Genomic DNA, 16,062 nt, shown 5'->3' with positions numbered 1-16,062 from the left:
AGAGCCGCTAGCCTGTCCTCACCGGCCCGGACAGGGCGCGCGCAGACGACCAAGAGGCCCTACCCCAAGCGGGGTAGGGCCTCTTTGCGTTGGGAAGGCACTCCGACGCCCCCCTCATCCAACGCTCGGCTGACCTGCGGGAACTGCCCGGCCCCCTGCCGCCGGCACCGCGGGATGGGTCCTCTGGGAACGCTCTGGGAACGGAAGGACGGAGAAAGGCAGTGAACGATCAACAAGGCCCGGCACGGCACTCGGCCTCTGACCTGCACAGACGGGGAAAACGGAAGCAAGATCAGGAAACACGAGCGCACCGCTGGCAGGACTGAAAACCGAGCGCCACCAGTTCCTCCCCGGTGTCGACCTTCAGGCCGCGTGCGCCGAGGACGCGGTGCCCATCAAGTACGACGAGACGGGCGAGATGATCTCCTGCATCTCCGCGCCCTCGATCATCGTCACCCAGCTGGAGCAGCTGGGCGCCGAGCCCGGCCGTAAGGTCCTGGAGGCCGAGGCCGCCACCGGCTACAACGGCAGCCTGCTGGGCCAGCTTGTGGCCCCCGGCGGCCACGTGTGGACCGTAGACGTCGACCAGGACCTCGTCGACAACGCCCGGAAGAACCTCGCCCAGGCCGGTGTCTCCGGCGGCTAACTTCGGCCAGCTGCGCCGTCTCCTCCTGCGCGATCCCTGAAATGGACCTGCCCTCGAACACAGCCGTAAAGTCGGGAATGCCTGATGCATTACAGCGTTGGCGGGCTTGCCGCAGAATATAGGTGACGATCGGGATTTCCTCCGCACCTGCTTTTCATAACATTCAGATAACTGTCGAGAGTGGGATGCAGGTCACATTCCCGGTTCACGCGCCCCGCCCGGACCCCCCGCAGCGCGGATCAACTGCCCCACTTTTCCACGTAGTTGCTGACATGCGTGCGACCTCCGGGTATTGAGCATCCTTAGCCAGAAGAATGGGAACTGTCAGTTCTCACCGGCAGGATAACCACGGGCTTTGTGTTCCCCTGTCCCCCGCTTTTCCGTTTAAGGTCACCGGCATCACCGCGCCAGCGCATTTCCGTGCTGGCGAGTTCGGCTAGTTGACTCGCGTGAAGGTTCGTCATGTCTCGCTTCGTACTGATCACTGGTGGCGGCGGTCTTGGGAGCCAACCAGTCCGGCACGTTCCGGGTGGTCAAGCGGGCGATGCAGAGCATGCTGTGGGCCAAGTGCGGTCGGGTCGTGCCCATTTCGTCCGCAGTCGCGCTCACGGACGAGGCCAGGCGGGCGAGCTACGGGGCCTCGAAGGCCGGTGCAAGCGGCTTCGGCAAGTCGCTGGCCAAGGAGATCGACTCACGGGGCACCACGGTCAACATCGTGACGCCGAACCTCACCGACACGGGGGCACTGGTCATCGTGGGTGTACCGGCCCACGCCATAGCAGTTGGGCAGCGGGATAAGGCAAGGAGACTGTGACGCGCGATGTGGTCGAAGCTGCGCGACGGCCAGGGCAGGACTCCGTTCGTCCGGGAGTCGACGTGTTCGGGCCGCCAGGTGGTCAACCGGCGTGCGATCCGTCGGGAATGCCAGGAGCTGCTGGCTCAGATGCCAGTGCCGCAACCCTTCACCCTGGACGGTTTAATCGCTGGCATCGAGTCCGAGCGCGGTCGGCGGATCAAACTGGTGGCCATCCCCGACCACCTGCTGACGAACACCGACGTGTGCGGTCTGTGGCTCCAACTGGACGACGTTCCGGTCGACTTGATCCTGTATGTGGAAGGCACCACCGCCTTCCACCGCCAAAGGATCATCCTCCACGAGCTCGCCCACCTGTGGTGCGACGACCCGACTGAAGCCAGCTTTGAGCAACTCATCCGGCTCCTGCCGGACTTTCCGCCCCACGCCCTGCAGCGCCTCACCAAGCGAGGCCGGATCATGGCCCGGCACCGCTACGACTCCCACGCCGAGATACGCGCCGAGATGCTGGCCGATCTGCTCCACCACGAGGCGTACGACACCGACTACATCGAGGACTCCACGCTCCGGCACCTCGATGAGGACCTGTCCCGCCTGACCTTCCTCTCCCGCACCCGCCCCCACACTTCCCGGAAGAACCGTGTCCATCGCTGATGCGTTCGTCTCCCTGATCATCGGGCTCCTGCTGCTGCAGGCCGCCGTCCGTCTGCCCGCGGCGTTGCGCGGTCGGCGACGCGAGCGCTCCCTGTGGGGTGCTTTCGCCGCGTTCGCCGTCGCTTGGTGGTTACGCACCGACACCGGCCGCGCCGTGATCGATCCGCTCGGCGTCAACGACTTGCCTACCCTGCTCAAGCACGTGTTGGCCATCGCCGGGATCTGCGTCCTGCTGACCTACGTCACCGACGTCTACCAGGACGAGGACGCCACCGCCCGTCACATCAAGATCACCTCCGTGGTGCACCGCGCTGCTGCCCGCGCCTCGCTGGCGACCGTCCTGTGCCTGACTGCCGTGTTCTTCCTGGTCTTGGACCGCTCGAAGACCGGCGCCGACAGCCCACACTTCATGGGCCGACACATCGGCGAACCGGGCCTGGCCCTGTACCTGGGTCTGTTCAACATCTACACCGCCGCAGCCGCCGCCGTGTGCGCCTATCAGTGGGGTCGCGCCGCGCGCCTCGCCCGACGCCGGAGCCTGCGGACCGGGCTGACGATGATGGCCGTGGGCATGGCCCTGTTCGTCGTCTACGCCGTGCTGCGCTCCGTCTACCTCGCAGCGATCACCTTGCACCCGGCGACCGCCGCAGCCGGCACCGTCCAGGAGCATGTCACCGACATCGTGCTGTACGTAGGGTTCGCACTGTGGCTGCTCGGTTCCGTCACGCCCGCCGCTCATGCGCTCGCCACCCGGATTCGCGCCATCAAGGCCATCATCGGCCTGCATCAGCTGTGGCGTGATTTGGTCCTGGCCATCGACGGCATCGCACTGCACCAGCCGAGCTTGCTGTTGGGCGGCCACCGCGCCGCCGCGTTCATCAACGCGATGCGGGACATCTTCTCCCACGACGCCACTCCGCAGATCCGCCTCGGCCGCTATGTCACCGAGATCCGTGACGTCACCCACGAGCTGCGCCGCCGTGCTCCGTCCGATCTCTTCCAGCGCGCCCGCCGGCTCGCCGACGCCGAGGGTCATACCGGCCAGGATGCTGATGCCGCCGCTGAGGCGTACTGGCTCAAGGCCGCACTCACCACCGTAGACGCCCCTGCCGGAGCACCGGTCGCCTTCCACACCGTCGGTGACGACTTCGCCTCGGAGGTGTCCTGGCTTCTGCGGGTCGCCCGCGCGTACCGCAAGGCCAGCCCTCACACCGTAGCGATCCTGGAGGACCTGACTCCCTCCCCCGCAACCCACACCGCAAAAGGATGACTATGAACGCTCTGACCGCATCAGCTGCCGCCGTGTTCTTCAACCACGACGGCGAGGTCCTCATCGTCAATCCGACGTACAAGGACTACTGGAACCTGCCCGGCGGAGGCATCGACATCGACCAGGGCGAGACCCCGCACGACGCGGCCGTCCGCGAGGTCCGCGAAGAGCTGGGCATCACTCCTCCCATCGGCCGCCTGCTGGTCCATGCCTGGATCACGATCGCAGACAAGGGAGCCCAAGCGCTGTATATCTTCGACGGCGGCATCCTTACCTCCGACGACCAGGCGGCGATCACACTGCAGGAGAGCGAGTTGAGCGAGTACCGGTTCTGCCAGCCCCACGGCATGGAGGACGGTCTGATCCCGCCGCACCTGGCCGAGGTGTGGCAGCAGGTGCTCCTCGCACACGCCGAGAACCGGACCGCTTACGTCCCCGTGCGCCTATGACCAGCAGTTGGCCCAGCCACGCCGCCAAGAAGCGGCCGGCCGCACGGCACCGATTGCTGAAGCGTCGGCAGGTCTATCCGGAGGTGGGGTGGTCGCGGTGCGCGACGGCTTTCGCGCGAGCCTTGGCGACTTCCTTGTTGATGAACGCCAACAGCTCTCCCGACAGTCCTTCTTCCGCACCGCCGCGGGCAGCGATCGCGGCAACCTGGTTCCTAAGTACCAGGGTCTCCGCTATGACCCGCTGAACGCCGGCATCGCCGGATCTGAAGAAGAGAGGCGTGGTGTCGAGGGCCTCCGCGAGTGCGCCGAGGACCTCATCGGATGCCTCCGCCACCGTGCCCATCCTCAGCCCTCGCACCAGATCCTCCGTCAGGACCTGCGACCCGGCGCTGCTGTTCCCCCGATCCGCGACCTCGGCATCCGAAAGTGGCTTGGGCAACTGCTCCAGTAGGTACGCAATCTTTCCTTCGAGTGTGGTCGGCAACATCGTGCCACCACCTGGAACATCCTCTCCGGGCTCCAACTCGTCCGGCTCGGGCACGTCATGCCCGAAGGAACGCTCCTGTGCCCGCCGCAGCGCCGCCACGCTCACCCCATAAGCGCCCGCGAGGAGCTCCTCATACTCCTTCGCCAACCGCCGCTGCCCGTTCTCCGCGGCAGCCACCGGCCCGGGCGTCCTGGTCCTGGTCAACTCTCGGGTTGCGCTTTGGGAGTAGCCGGCATCGGCTCGCAGATCCGCAAGATCGGGGCGCCCCTCTCGCGGGAACAGCGCGTCCAAGTCCCGCTTCACGGCCTCGGCCAGCCGTGGCAGCTTCTCCGGGTCAGGCACGGACCGCCCCGTTTCCCAAGCGCTGACACGGGCAGCACTGACACCGACAGCCTGCGCGACAGCGCTCTGCTTGAGATTTTCTTCCCTGCGCGCAAGTAGCAGGCGCTGGGCGTCGAACCGGCGGACCGGCATCCAACATGTCCTTCCTGGTCCGATGAGGCGTGCGGCGGCACTCCACCCACTTGATCAATAAGTCAAACGAGGATAGTTTCGTTCCGTCGATCGAGGTGGGCTGTTAGCTTACCTCCGTTCAAGCCGCTGCGCGCATCGAGGCGAAACGTCTCTGCGCCCCACACCGAAAGTCGCCGCATGCCCTCCTTGGCCCACCCCGCTCGAGCGCCTCACCTTCCACGACTTCTACAGAGTTTGAGAACCAAGTCTGGATCTTGACGCAGGGTCGTGCGTATGTTCGTCGTCCCCGGGCCGACCGCCCGGCGCGACGAACGTGAGGAGCAGTGGCATGCGCACACTCCGGGCCACGTAGGCCCGCAAACAGCGGCGGCGCCCGAGAGCGGCAACTCCCGGACGCCGAACGCTTCAACGGCACTAACCGCCCCGGCAAGGGCGGAGATCGCCACCATCACCACGCTGATCCCTTCCACGGGGCGTCTCAGCGTGGCAACACCGAAGGAGATTCTTGCATGCGCTCCGCCCTGCGCAAAAGGCCCAACGGCCTGGCCTGCGCGGCAGCCGCCCACTTGCCCGCCTCCACACGCCGCCGATGTGAACACGTCCCGGCCGCCGGGCCGGCGCGGCGCTTCCACCTGATGGCCGGGAGCGGCCGATGAGCGTCGAGGCCCGCGAATGGGTGTGGGAGCACAGCTCCAGCCGCGGGACCGCGCGCCTGGTCCTGCTGTCGATCGCCGACCGCGTACCGGACGAGCAGTGCGCTGCCTGGGCCTCGCTCTCCAGCCTGGTCGAGCGCACGAACGCGAGCCGGACCGCAGTGCGCGACGCGCTCACGGCGCTTGTCCAGAGCGGCGAGCTGAAGGTGCTGGACCATCTGCAGGGCCCGCAGCGCGCCACGGCCTACCGCTTGCCGCGCGCCGCCGCGTGGCTGGCCAAGGTCGCGGCAGCCACGCGGGAGGACCCGGACGCGTACATCGAGCCGCCGACTGAGTCGGATCTGGTGCCCGAGCTGGACGAGAAGCGGCTTTGGCGGCACGGGATCTGGCCCAAGGAGGGCGCGGAGTCCGACCCCTCCCGCCGGAATCCGACCGGTGCGGAATCCGGCCCCTCGCGACGGAATCCGACCCCCCGACGTGCCGGAATCCGCACCCCGCAAGGTGCGGAATCCAACCCCCAGAACCGTAGAGAACCGAAGGTGAACCGTAAAGGCAGCAGTAGTGGTGCTGCCCTCACCTCGGCCGGCGAGTGGCAGGTCGACCCAGCCACCGAAGCCTGGGCCCACCAGCAGGGGCATCTCGCCCGCCTCGGCGAGGACGGCCTGCGCGCCGCCGACGCGAAGTGGCGTGCCCACCGGGCCGACTGGAAGCCCCGCTCGGCAAGCGCCTGGGCTGCCGACTGGCGCTCCTGGATCGCCCGGGAGCACGCCCCCGGCCGCCCGAACCTCTACGCCCTGCCCGGCAGCGGCCCAGCCCCCGCAGGCGGCATGACCCGCGCGGAGGCCCACACCGCCGCCCTTGCCGCCGCCCTCGACGAACTGACCGGAACGGAGTAGCCGTGGACCGCCGCGAAATCGCCGCCCTGCTGGCCTACATCGGCCGGCTCGACCCCCGCACCATCCGCACCGACCAGGGCGAGGCCCGCGACCAGCTCGCCCAGTGGCACGAGCTGCTCGCCGACGTGCCCCTGGCCACACCGCACGGCTGGGACGCCTGCATCGCCGCCCGCCGGCACATCCGCCTCTCGCCGTACCAGATCCTGCCCGCGGACATCGCCCGCCCGTGGGAGAGCTACCGGCGCGACCGCCTGGACCGGCACACCGACCCCACCCCGTCCGCCGACCCCGACGACCAGGCCGCCTGGACCGCCGAGCTGGTCGGCACCCGGCACGCCGTCGCCACCGGCACCGCGCAGCCCGCGCAGTACCGGCAGATCACCAGCCGCCGGATCGACCCGGAGCTGGAGGCGCGGCTGCGGCAGGTCGGCTCCTGCATCCCGCCGGAGGCCCGGGCCGCCCTCGCGCCCTACCGGCCCGCCCGAGCGGCACGCGAGGCGGCCATCGCCCAGGGTCAGCCGGACGCGCTCTCGGTCCGCTGCGAGTGGTGCCAGGCCCCGGCCGGCGAACCGTGCCGCCGCCGGCGCATCGGCCCGGACGGCGCTGCACGCGGCAACGTACCGCGCGCCACCCCGCACCACTGCCGCCTCGACCTCGCCGCACAGCAGGCACAGCAGCCCGCGGTGGCCTGACCGGCCCGCCTGGTGGTGCACCCCGTCCGGCGCACCCGCGCAGCACCACCGTCCCGCCCCTGTTGCGGCGCTCTGCCTCAGCGCCGCAACAGACACCCGACGCCGCGTCCGCCCACTGCCGGCTCCGACCGACCGACACGGCAGCACATCGGAGACCACCTTGCGCTACATCACCACCCACGCCGCGCCCGCCACCGGCCTGCGCGGCATCGGCGACACCAGCTGGCACGCCCGCGGCGTGTGCCACGGCATGGACCCCGAGGACGCCGACGCCACCTTCTTCCCGCTGCCCCGGGACTATGAGGCTATCGCCGAGGCGAAGGAGCTGTGCGGCCTGTGTCCGGTCCGCCGTGACTGCCTCAACTACGCCCTGGAGAACGCCCTCAGGGAAGGGATCTGGGGCGGGCTGACCGAGGCGGAGCGGCGCCCCTGGCACGACGGGCTGCCCCAGCGCCTCGATTACGGCCGCGTGATCGCCTTCTTCAACGGACGCGACGTGCACCTGACCGAGGCCGAGCGCCGGGTCGTCATCGACCACGCCTACGTCCGGGGCTGGCGCCCCGACCGGCTCGCCGCCGCCTTGCAGATCAGCCACAAGCACGCCCGTGACCTGCTGCGGCAGGCCGCCAACAAGGTCTTCGACCGCGACCGGACCCTTGGCGTACCGAGGCGCAAGAACAAGAAGAAGGGGACGCAGACCGCCCCGGCGACCAGCCGACCTGCGTCCGCCAAGTCCGGCACGAAGCAGCCGGTATGCCAGCCGGCGAAACCCACCTCGGCGCACGCCTCTCACGGAAAGGCAGCATGACCCACCCCACCGTTCTGTCCCTCGGTGCCGTCCCGGACCTGCCCCTCCTCCTCGCCATCGGCGTCCCCGTCACCACCCTGGCGCTGGCCCTGACTGCCTGGGTGATCCGGCACCGGGGCGTCCGTCCGCAGAAACGTCTCGGCAGCCCGGCGGTCAAGGTTGCCGCGCTCGCCGCGCTCGGCTGCACCGCCTACAGCGCGGACACGAGCTGGCGGTTCGCCGCCGACTACCTCGACATGGCCGGCACCGCCGAGCGCGTCGGCATGTTCGCCGCCGCCGAGCTCGCCCTCTTCGCCACCGCGCTGATGGCCCGGCAGAACCTGGCCACCCAGGGGGCGCCCGGACTGCCGGGCACCCTGGTGTGGGTCATCACCGGAGTGCAGGTGATCCCCGCCTACGCCGAGAGCGGCCCCGTCGGCGGCACCGTCCGTGCCTTCGTCGGGCCGGTCATGGCGGCGATGCTGTGGCACCTGGCCATGGGCATCGAACTGCGTCTGCGCACCCCCGGCGCCGCCTCCCACGGCCTGATCGCCACCCTCGGGCGTGAGGCACGCGAGCGGCTGCTGTCCCGCCTCGGTATCGCCGCCCGGGACCGCGACGCCGCGCAGATCACCCGCGACCGCGCCACCGCCCGCGCGGTCGCGCTCGCCGCCCGTCTCGCCGAGCGCACCCCCAAGCAGCAGCAGAGCCGGCGTGGCCGACGACTCACGCGACGGCTGTCGAAGGCGATCGGCCGGGCCTCGGTCGCAACGGACCCTGCCCAGCGCGCCGAGCTGCTCGACCAGCTCGCCGCCCGTCGGCACGCGCTCGCGCTCGCCACGGTCCCCCTGCCCTCCCCCTGGTCCCCGCACCACGACGACACGACGACCGTCACGGTCCCCGCCCCGACGGCCTGGAGCACCACGGTCCCCGCCGACGGTCCCCGCACCGCCTCCGGACTCACCGGAGACCGGGGACCGTACACGGAGAGGGGACCGGTCCCCGGAACCGGGGACCGTGACGCGGGGGCCGAGGCGGTCAAACCGGAGTCCGAGAAGGGACCCGTCAGCCGTGTGGGGACCGACCTCGCTGCGGCGAAAGCGCCTGCTCAGGCCCCTGAAGCGCGCCGGGGACCGAGTGACGCCGAGTCGGGGACCGACCCCACCGGGGACCGGGGACCGACCACCCCCGACACGGGGACCGACCCCACCGGGGACCGGGGACCGACCACCCCCGACACGGGGACCGACCCCACCGGGGACCGGGGACACAAGGTCCCCTTCCGACGGAAGCCGACAACGAAGCCCAAGGGCACGGGAAGGCGCAGCAGGTCACACGGCCAGCAGGCGCAGCGGCCCTCGCAGGAACAACAGGCGGCCGCGAACGACCTTGTACGACAGGTCCTTCCCCACGTCCCCGCTCTTCTGGAGCGGGACGGCAACGAGGCCATAACTCGGGTCCAGCTGCGGGAAATCCTACGGCGTGAGGGCCTCACGGGTGGTCGGAACGACCGACTGAGCCTCGTCCTGCAGCAACTGCGGAGCGAGGCGACCGCTACGAAGACGAGGAGCACCGCCCGATGAAGACCTGCCGCCGCTTCACTCTCATCCGCCGGGATTTCGAGCGGGAGATCGATTTCCTGAGCGCCCACTCGGAGCGGCATGCCGGCAGGCCGGCAGCGAAGGCCAGCGCGAAGCACGCTCTATCGGCCAAGCAGCAGATGGCCAAGGCCCTCAGTCGACACGTCGGGCACTGCCCCGAGTGCGGCTGACACGTACAAACCCACAGTTCAGGGCCCAATAGAACAGCCGGTGGCCCGGTCCAGCGCTGGGCCACCGTCCCCATCCAGGAGGCGCAGCCATCGACCGTCGCATAGCACGCTCATCTCCTCCGACCACTGCCGAGGCCAGTGCCTGGGCGGGCGTCTTGGTCCGCCGACGGCTCCTGCACGCGGCAATCCTCGCACCGAACGACCAATGGCTCGTCCAGCGCAGAGCCAACGGGCCCGTCCGCGTCCTTACGGGGCCGGACGACGTCGTCGAGCTGGCCGTCGCCATCCAGCACCGCACCCGCTCCACGGGGGCCGGAACCCGATGACGAACCCGAACGAGAACCGCACCGCCCCGAAACCCGCTGCCGACCTCAACTCGGTCTCGGCGCGAGCAAGTTGGGGCGGAAGCGTAGCTTCCACCGAGCCCGCCCCCGAGGGGGCGGGAGAGGACCTGCACCGGGGGGCGCAGGTCCTGGAGGCTTCGACCGAGGGCGGATCGAAGCCGGGGCAGGAGGAGAAGCCGTCGCAGCGCCGCAGCCGCCGCGAGCGCAGTGCCCACGCTCGCCAGCGTCCGCGTCAGCCGCGTGAGAAGAAGCGCCTACACCAGCCCAACACACGTTTCAATGACGAAGAGTTTGCCCTGATCAAGTCCGCCGCCGCCCGGTGCAATCTGTCCGTCGCCGGGTTCCTCGCCCGTGCCGCGCTCGCCGCAGCCCGTGACCTCGACCGCACCAGCGCCGAGATCGCCGATGAGCGTGAAGTAATCACGGCCTTGTTCGACAGCCGCCGCAGGCTCGGCTGGGCCGGCAGCAACCTCAACCAGGCAGTCAAGGCCCTCAACTCCGGTGCCGAAGCACCCCAGCTCGAAGCAGCGGTCGCCGCCGTCCAACGCGCCGCCGAGACGGTCCGTGAAGCCTCCGAGCGGTTGATCAAGCAGCGTGCCTCATGATCCCCAGCGTCAATAAGTCCGGCTCCAGGACGATCGGCTTGCTCGCCTACCTCTATGGCCCGGGCAAGCACGAGGAGCACACCGACCCTCACCTCGTGGCCTCGTTCGACGGCATGTCGCCCGACCCTGGACGCGACCCGAAGGCCACCCTCAAGGACCTCCAGCAGCTCCTCGACCAGCCGGTCCGGGCGCTGCCCAAACACGCCCGTCCGGCCAAGCACGTCTGGCACACCTCGGTGCGCGCGACCGCCGATGACCGGATCCTCACCGACGAGGAGTGGGGCGACATCGCCCGACGCATTGTGGCCGCCACCGGTATCGACCCCGGTGGCGGCCAACCCGGGTGTCGCTGGGCCGCCGTACGGCACGCCGACGACCACATCCACGTCGTCGCCACCTTGGTCTGCGAGGACGGCAGCCGCCCCGACGACTTCCGCTCCGGCAAGCGGGCGCAGGCCGAATGCCGTCTGATCGAGAAGGAACTCGGCCTGCACCAGGTCGCACCCGGTGACGGGACCGCCGCGCAGCGTCCGACCAGTGCCGAGCGCCACAAGGCCGAGCGCCAGGGCCGGGACCGCACCGCGCGGGAGGAGCTGCGTGAGACCGTGCGGCGCGCGGTGGCCGGCGCGACGAGCGAGGAGGAGTTCTTCGACCGGCTGGCCGCCGCCGGCCTGCTGATCCGCAAGCGCGCCGCTCCCTCCGGTGATCTGCTCGGCTACAAGGTCGCCCTGCCCGACGACCGCAACAAGGACGAGGGGCCGGTGTTCTACCCCGGCGCCCGCCTCGCACCGGACCTGTCCCTGCCACGCATCCGGGAGCGCTGGTCCGCAGGCAGGCCCGCGCAGGACGACCCACCAGCCGACCGGACCGGCTCGGCAGCCGCGACCAGCCCGGCCGTCGCGCGCCGAAGAGCGGCCTCGGCAGCATGGACCGCGTTGCTGGTGATCGAGCACGGTGAGGACGCGGTCGCCGCCGCGCACATCGCCGCCGCCGGCGAGGTCCTGGACGCACTCGCGAAGACGTCCGCCGCCCACACCCGACGCGAACTGCGAGAAGCTGCATGGGCGTTCGAGCGCGCCTCCCGGTCCCATGTCCGTGCCGAGCGTGGGCACGACCGGGCCCTGCGGCAGGCCGCCCGCGACCTCATCTACGGCGGCCCGGCCCTCGGCCGCGGCGAAGACGGAGCAGCCACGGCCATGGCGATCGACATGCTCTTCTTCCTCATCACCGCCACCGCCCACTGGCACGCCAAGAAGAACCACGCCCAGCAGGCTGCCGCAGCGCACCGGGCCGCCGAGCACCTGCGCGCCGCCTACCAGGCCGCAGCAGCAGCACCGCTTGGCGCCCTGTACCAGCGGGGACAGCGCCTCAACCGGACGCTACGGCAGCGGCAGACGACCATGCTGCGCGAAGCAGTGCCGGAGCTGGCCGAGCAGATCCTCGCCGAGCCAGGCTGGTACGCACTCGCTGCCACTCTCGCCGACGCAGAAGCCGCCGACCACGACCCTGCTGCTCTGCTCACCGAAGCGGCGGGACAACGCGAACTCGACACGGCCGCGTCGATCAGCGACGTTCTCGTGTGGCGCCTGCGCCGGGCCGCGGACCTGCCTGCTGACACGACCGGCATAGCGCACGACGAAAGCGCGGCAGAACATTTCACGCACCAGCCCAGGCAACGTGGTCCCCGTCCAGTGTCACGCTCCCACTCAGAAGCCGCGCCGACCAGGGATCGACGATAGGCCGAACCACGGCCTTGCGGCATCGAGACGCACCAGGCCGACTGCTGCCTGGTCACGACTGTGGACTTTGTGAATTGAAGCAGGCCCGGGGGTTAAGAAACGATCATGACGCGTGCAGAACGAGACGAGGGAGGACGTCAGGGTGTTTCACCGGATACGCCGCTGGCGAGCGGCGGAGACCAGCGAGCTGCAGCACCGCAGCTACGAGGCATACCAGCGGATGGCCGGCCAGGTTCCACCGGAGGTCGAACGGCTGCGGGCCACGCAGCAGCCCACTGAACCAGCACCAGCGGTGGACGACTTCCTTCCTCCCGAGCTGCGCGTGCCAAGCCACGACCAACTCGACGGCCGGATGATGCCCTGGACGCAGCCGATCGTCCTCGACAGCGAGGTCGTTGCCTGCGCCGAGTGCGGCGCGTACCGGGACTGGCTCATCCTCTCCACCCGCGACCAGATCTGGCTGCGCTGCCGCCAGGGGCACCAGCAGCGGGAGACCCGCCTCGACACCGCCTGGTACAACCGGCACGCTGGCCCCGCGGACGCGCACCACGAAACGTTCGAGGACTGCCTGCGGCACCTCGGCCACTGACCGCCACCCCTGCAATCCCACGGGCCCACGGGCCCGCGCTGCCCAACCGTTGCCCAGTAGCAAAGGGGTCAGCTCCGCCATGCACGTTCGCGTCGCCACCACCGCCCTCGGTCTCACCGCCGTCACCGTCCTCGCCCTGCCCGCCTGCTCCACCGACACCCTGGTACCTGTAACAAGCTCACAGAAGGCCGTCGCGTCGGATGATCCTGCGGTCAGCGGCTGGTCGCGGAGGCGATGGCACTGCGGATGGCCATGTCCACGGAGCGCTCGCTAGTCAGTTCGTCGTAGTAGCGCGCGCTTCCGGGGTGTTCCCGCAGTACAGCGGCGAGGATCTGAGCGGCCTGGCCGCGCAGTTGGCGCAGCCAGTCCCGGGTTGCGATCTGCTGGTCGAACTCGTTGGACGCCGCGTCCCAGGTGCACATGCCGCGGGCCGCATCCTCCAGCAGATCCCACTCCTCTTCACGGGCGGCGTGGCGTGCGACGCCGCGCAGCCACGCGATGGCCCGCTTGAATTCGTCCCACTTGGGCCAGCTGGTGCCGTCGCCGTGCACGTGCCCGGTCATCGCCTGGACCAGGGCGTGGGCTTGTTCGGTGTTGGCGAGCAGGAGTGGTGCGGCGATGTCCATGCCCAGGCGCGGCAGGGCGTCCAGGTACAGCTCGTAGTCGCCGCCGTGGTCGGCAACGAGCGCGAGCAGCCGGCGAGCTGCCTCGGCGTCCCCCTCCTCGGCTCCTTGCAGAAGCTGCTGCGCCCGCGCAATCGGCAGCTCCAGGGGCGAGGCCATCTCGCGCTCGGCCAGGTCGAGGAATTCGTCGATGGTCTGCGGGCGGTTCGATGGCTCACGGAAGGTGCACTGCCTCACGACCGCACGCCAGGGACTGCCGTGCGGCGGAAGCAGGGGCACGTTCGCCTCGGGTTTGGTGCCCGTCAGCAGCCAGCCGATGACCCTTCCCAGGCTGTAGATATCGCTGGAGGGACTCGCGTTGTGCGGATCGACGGACAACTCGGGGGCACCGAACTCGAGCGTGCCGATCTCCCGGCCGGTGCGCCCGGGGCTGGTTGTCTGACCGCGGGGTCGGCGCACGATGCCCCAGTCGCCGAGGACCCACCGGCCGTCGAGATGCAGGATGTTGGCCGGCTTGATGTCCCGGTGCAGGTAGCCGAGACGGTGGGCGTCGGCCAGGGCAGCCGCGACCGCGTCCACCAGGGCCCGCAGTTCGTCGCCGTCGTGCTGCAGTTCCTGCTGGCGTTGCTCGGCGGTGCCTTGGGCCAGCGGCATGACGAACCACTCGGCTCGCGAGCTGAAGTCGAGGACCGGCATGACGTGGCGGTTGCCGCCAAGCATCTGGGCGGCCTCGATCTCACGCCGCATCCGCGCGGTCAATTTCTCGCGCAGCGACTTCGACTTCTTGAACGCAACGACAGTGTTCGTCGGTTTGTGGACGGCCTCGTGGACGACGCCCATGCCGCCCTTGTCGCCGCCTGGAAGAGGGAACTTCTCCAAGGCGTAGTCGTTGCGCTCGCCGCGGGCCTCCTGGCGTACCGCGGCGTACGGATCGGCGGCGTGCGCCGGCGGCTGCTCCTCGACCGCGTGCGACCCGGCAGGGAAGTGGCCGGTGATTTTCATCAGGACGGGGTGGATGGCGCCGATGTCGTTCGTCGGCAGCGCGCCCAGCAGGTAGGCGGGCCCGCCCTCCGGGCTCTGGGCCAGGCCCAGCACCTCGCCGAGCTGTACCTCGGCGGTCGGCTCGCTCTTGCGGGCTGCCGCGTCGAGGGTGTGCAATTCCACGCCGATGCCGGAGCCAGCCCGCCCGGCCACCAGGACGGCATTGCTGCCGCCACGCGCCACGTGCCCCGGGTAGGACACCGGGGTCAGCATCCAGTCCTCCCGCCCGCCGGCGCTCGTGCTGACGGAGAGGTCAACGACGGCGCTGTGCCCGCCGGCAGCAAGGAGGAAGCGCCGCCCGTCCAGCCAAGCGGCCGACCGCACCGCCGCGTCGAAGGCGATGGAAAACCGCTGCTGATCGCCTACCTTGTCGCCGAGCCGGGTCAGCGCGAGAGTCGAGCCGGTGGCAGCGCCGAGCGTCGCCCCGGATCCGGACAGCACCCACACACCCCCATCGGGGCCGATCAGCAGGCTGGCGTTCGCCTCGAACCCACCGCCCACCACCCGCAGCACGCCGCCATGCCACATCACCACCGCCGGCCCGCACAGCACACATACGGCTCCATCCGGCAGCACGACGGCGGCACCGTGCACGTCGGGCAGCGGCAGCCGCCACCGAAGCCCGCCCCGCTGCAGATCCACCTCCGCAAGCCCGCACTCGGTGGTGACCAGCGCCCGCTCCGGCGACTCCCAGGCAAGGCCGCTCGGACGCAGCGGCCAGTCTTCCCTGGCCAGAACCACGGAGGCCACGATGCCCGGCGCCGTCCGGGACGGCACGGTGACCGGTCCGGACGGACGGGACGACAGGGACAGCAACGGAGCCGATACCTCCGGCTCCTTCAACAGGATCTCCTGCAGCGGCGTGTACGGCGGCCGCGGCGCGCGGAAGGCGGCACGGATCAGCGTTGCGAGCGGGGCAAGCCCGCACACGGCTGCCTCCAAGTAGTCCTGGTCCAAGAGCACGCCCTGCATGCCCAGGGCCGCGCGCAGGGCATCGTCCACCGCACGGCCGGGAGTCCGCGCGCACACAAGAACCCAGCGCACCCCCGGCCCAAGACCCCGCTGATCGCGAGCCCGCACTGCGGCCCGGGCGGCCTCGGGCACATCGGGTCCAGAAGCCGACAGCACGGTGATCGCGTAGTCGCGTCCGTCGAGTTCGAAAAACACGGCCGGTTCATCCGGCACGCGGTAATCCACCGTCGCTTCCTCGTCGGTGCGCCGGATCAGAGCCACAACCACGTCGCCAAGGAGTCGGTGCCTGTCCGACTCGGACAGTTCAGTGCTGTGGCACTGCCCGTACTCGGCCAGCAGCTCCCGTATATCCTCCATCGGTCCACCCCGTGCATCGTGCCCACCGGGCATCACGCCCCGAAGGACCGATTGTTGCGCACAGACAGAACACGACGCATGGTGATCACGGAGTTTCGTCCACCTGGGCGTCGGGGCCGGCGAGCATGACCGGTCCCGGCGGCCCCGACGGACGGAAGCACCAGACGAGCCCCGGAGAGGCGCCACGATCGCCTCGTCC

The 16,062-nt window shown here is 70.0% G+C and carries 15 protein-coding genes; 13 read left to right on the top strand and 2 right to left on the bottom strand.

What is annotated here, in order from left to right:
- Window positions 1–313 precede the first annotated feature (313 nt).
- From ACWC91_RS27135 to ACWC91_RS27115, 5 genes are all read left to right on the top strand, one after another.
- Window positions 314–646, top strand: coding sequence for a class I SAM-dependent methyltransferase (locus tag ACWC91_RS27135; RefSeq protein WP_390876902.1), 333 nt, complete (start codon window positions 314–316; stop codon window positions 644–646).
- Window positions 647–1,133: 487 nt separating this feature from the next.
- Window positions 1,134–1,460 (top strand): SDR family NAD(P)-dependent oxidoreductase, encoded by a 327-nt coding sequence (locus ACWC91_RS27130; protein WP_390876855.1) that lies wholly within the window; start codon window positions 1,134–1,136, stop codon window positions 1,458–1,460.
- Window positions 1,461–1,589: 129 nt separating this feature from the next.
- The gene (locus ACWC91_RS27125; protein ID WP_450640070.1) at window positions 1,590–2,114 is read left to right on the top strand and encodes a hypothetical protein; all 525 of its coding nucleotides are present in this window, start codon (window positions 1,590–1,592) and stop codon (window positions 2,112–2,114) included.
- The gene (locus ACWC91_RS27120) at window positions 2,101–3,384 is read left to right on the top strand and encodes an MAB_1171c family putative transporter (RefSeq protein ID WP_390876853.1); all 1,284 of its coding nucleotides are present in this window, start codon (window positions 2,101–2,103) and stop codon (window positions 3,382–3,384) included. Before ACWC91_RS27125 ends, ACWC91_RS27120 begins: the two co-directional genes overlap by 14 nt.
- 2 nt (window positions 3,385–3,386) lie before the next feature.
- A complete protein-coding gene (locus ACWC91_RS27115) occupies window positions 3,387–3,833 on the top strand; it encodes an NUDIX domain-containing protein (protein ID WP_073947177.1) in 447 nt (148 codons plus the stop codon).
- 73 nt (window positions 3,834–3,906) lie between these two features.
- Here ACWC91_RS27115 and ACWC91_RS27110 read toward each other — a convergent pair whose 3' ends face one another.
- Window positions 3,907–4,794, bottom strand: coding sequence for a helix-turn-helix domain-containing protein (locus tag ACWC91_RS27110; protein WP_390876852.1), 888 nt, complete (start codon window positions 4,792–4,794; stop codon window positions 3,907–3,909).
- A gap of 652 nt (window positions 4,795–5,446) precedes the next feature.
- Between ACWC91_RS27110 and ACWC91_RS27105 the strand changes: the two genes are divergently transcribed.
- The 8 genes from ACWC91_RS27105 to ACWC91_RS27070 all read left to right on the top strand — a co-directional run bounded on the left by ACWC91_RS27105 (window position 5,447) and on the right by ACWC91_RS27070 (window position 12,870).
- Window positions 5,447–6,343 carry a helix-turn-helix domain-containing protein gene (locus ACWC91_RS27105; RefSeq protein ID WP_390876851.1) on the top strand — a complete coding sequence of 299 codons (897 nt, stop codon included), beginning with the start codon at window positions 5,447–5,449 and terminating at the stop codon, window positions 6,341–6,343.
- Window positions 6,344–6,345: 2 nt separating this feature from the next.
- The gene (locus tag ACWC91_RS27100) at window positions 6,346–7,035 is read left to right on the top strand and encodes a zinc finger domain-containing protein (protein WP_390876850.1); all 690 of its coding nucleotides are present in this window, start codon (window positions 6,346–6,348) and stop codon (window positions 7,033–7,035) included.
- A 160-nt stretch (window positions 7,036–7,195) separates the two neighbouring features.
- Complete coding sequence (locus tag ACWC91_RS27095; RefSeq protein ID WP_390876849.1) at window positions 7,196–7,843, top strand: WhiB family transcriptional regulator; 648 nt, start codon at window positions 7,196–7,198, stop codon at window positions 7,841–7,843.
- Complete coding sequence (locus ACWC91_RS27090) at window positions 7,840–9,405, top strand: hypothetical protein (RefSeq protein ID WP_390876848.1); 1,566 nt, start codon at window positions 7,840–7,842, stop codon at window positions 9,403–9,405. Before ACWC91_RS27095 ends, ACWC91_RS27090 begins: the two co-directional genes overlap by 4 nt.
- The gene (locus ACWC91_RS27085) at window positions 9,402–9,593 is read left to right on the top strand and encodes a hypothetical protein (RefSeq protein ID WP_390876847.1); all 192 of its coding nucleotides are present in this window, start codon (window positions 9,402–9,404) and stop codon (window positions 9,591–9,593) included. Before ACWC91_RS27090 ends, ACWC91_RS27085 begins: the two co-directional genes overlap by 4 nt.
- Window positions 9,594–9,915: 322 nt before the next feature.
- Window positions 9,916–10,542, top strand: coding sequence for a plasmid mobilization protein (locus ACWC91_RS27080; RefSeq protein ID WP_390876846.1), 627 nt, complete (start codon window positions 9,916–9,918; stop codon window positions 10,540–10,542).
- Window positions 10,539–12,281: a relaxase/mobilization nuclease domain-containing protein gene (locus ACWC91_RS27075; RefSeq protein ID WP_390876845.1), complete on the top strand. Its 1,743-nt coding sequence runs from the start codon at window positions 10,539–10,541 to the stop codon at window positions 12,279–12,281. Before ACWC91_RS27080 ends, ACWC91_RS27075 begins: the two co-directional genes overlap by 4 nt.
- 142 nt (window positions 12,282–12,423) lie before the next feature.
- Complete coding sequence (locus ACWC91_RS27070) at window positions 12,424–12,870, top strand: hypothetical protein (RefSeq protein ID WP_390876900.1); 447 nt, start codon at window positions 12,424–12,426, stop codon at window positions 12,868–12,870.
- A gap of 212 nt (window positions 12,871–13,082) precedes the next feature.
- On the opposite strand, the gene ACWC91_RS27065 is transcribed toward ACWC91_RS27070, so the two are convergent.
- Complete coding sequence (locus tag ACWC91_RS27065) at window positions 13,083–15,863, bottom strand: protein kinase domain-containing protein (RefSeq protein ID WP_390876844.1); 2,781 nt, start codon at window positions 15,861–15,863, stop codon at window positions 13,083–13,085.
- Window positions 15,864–16,062 lie beyond the last annotated feature (199 nt).

The organism is Streptomyces sp. NPDC001204, assembly GCF_053598035.1.
Note: the sequence above shows the minus strand (reverse complement) of the source record. Positions and strands in the feature narration are given on the sequence as shown.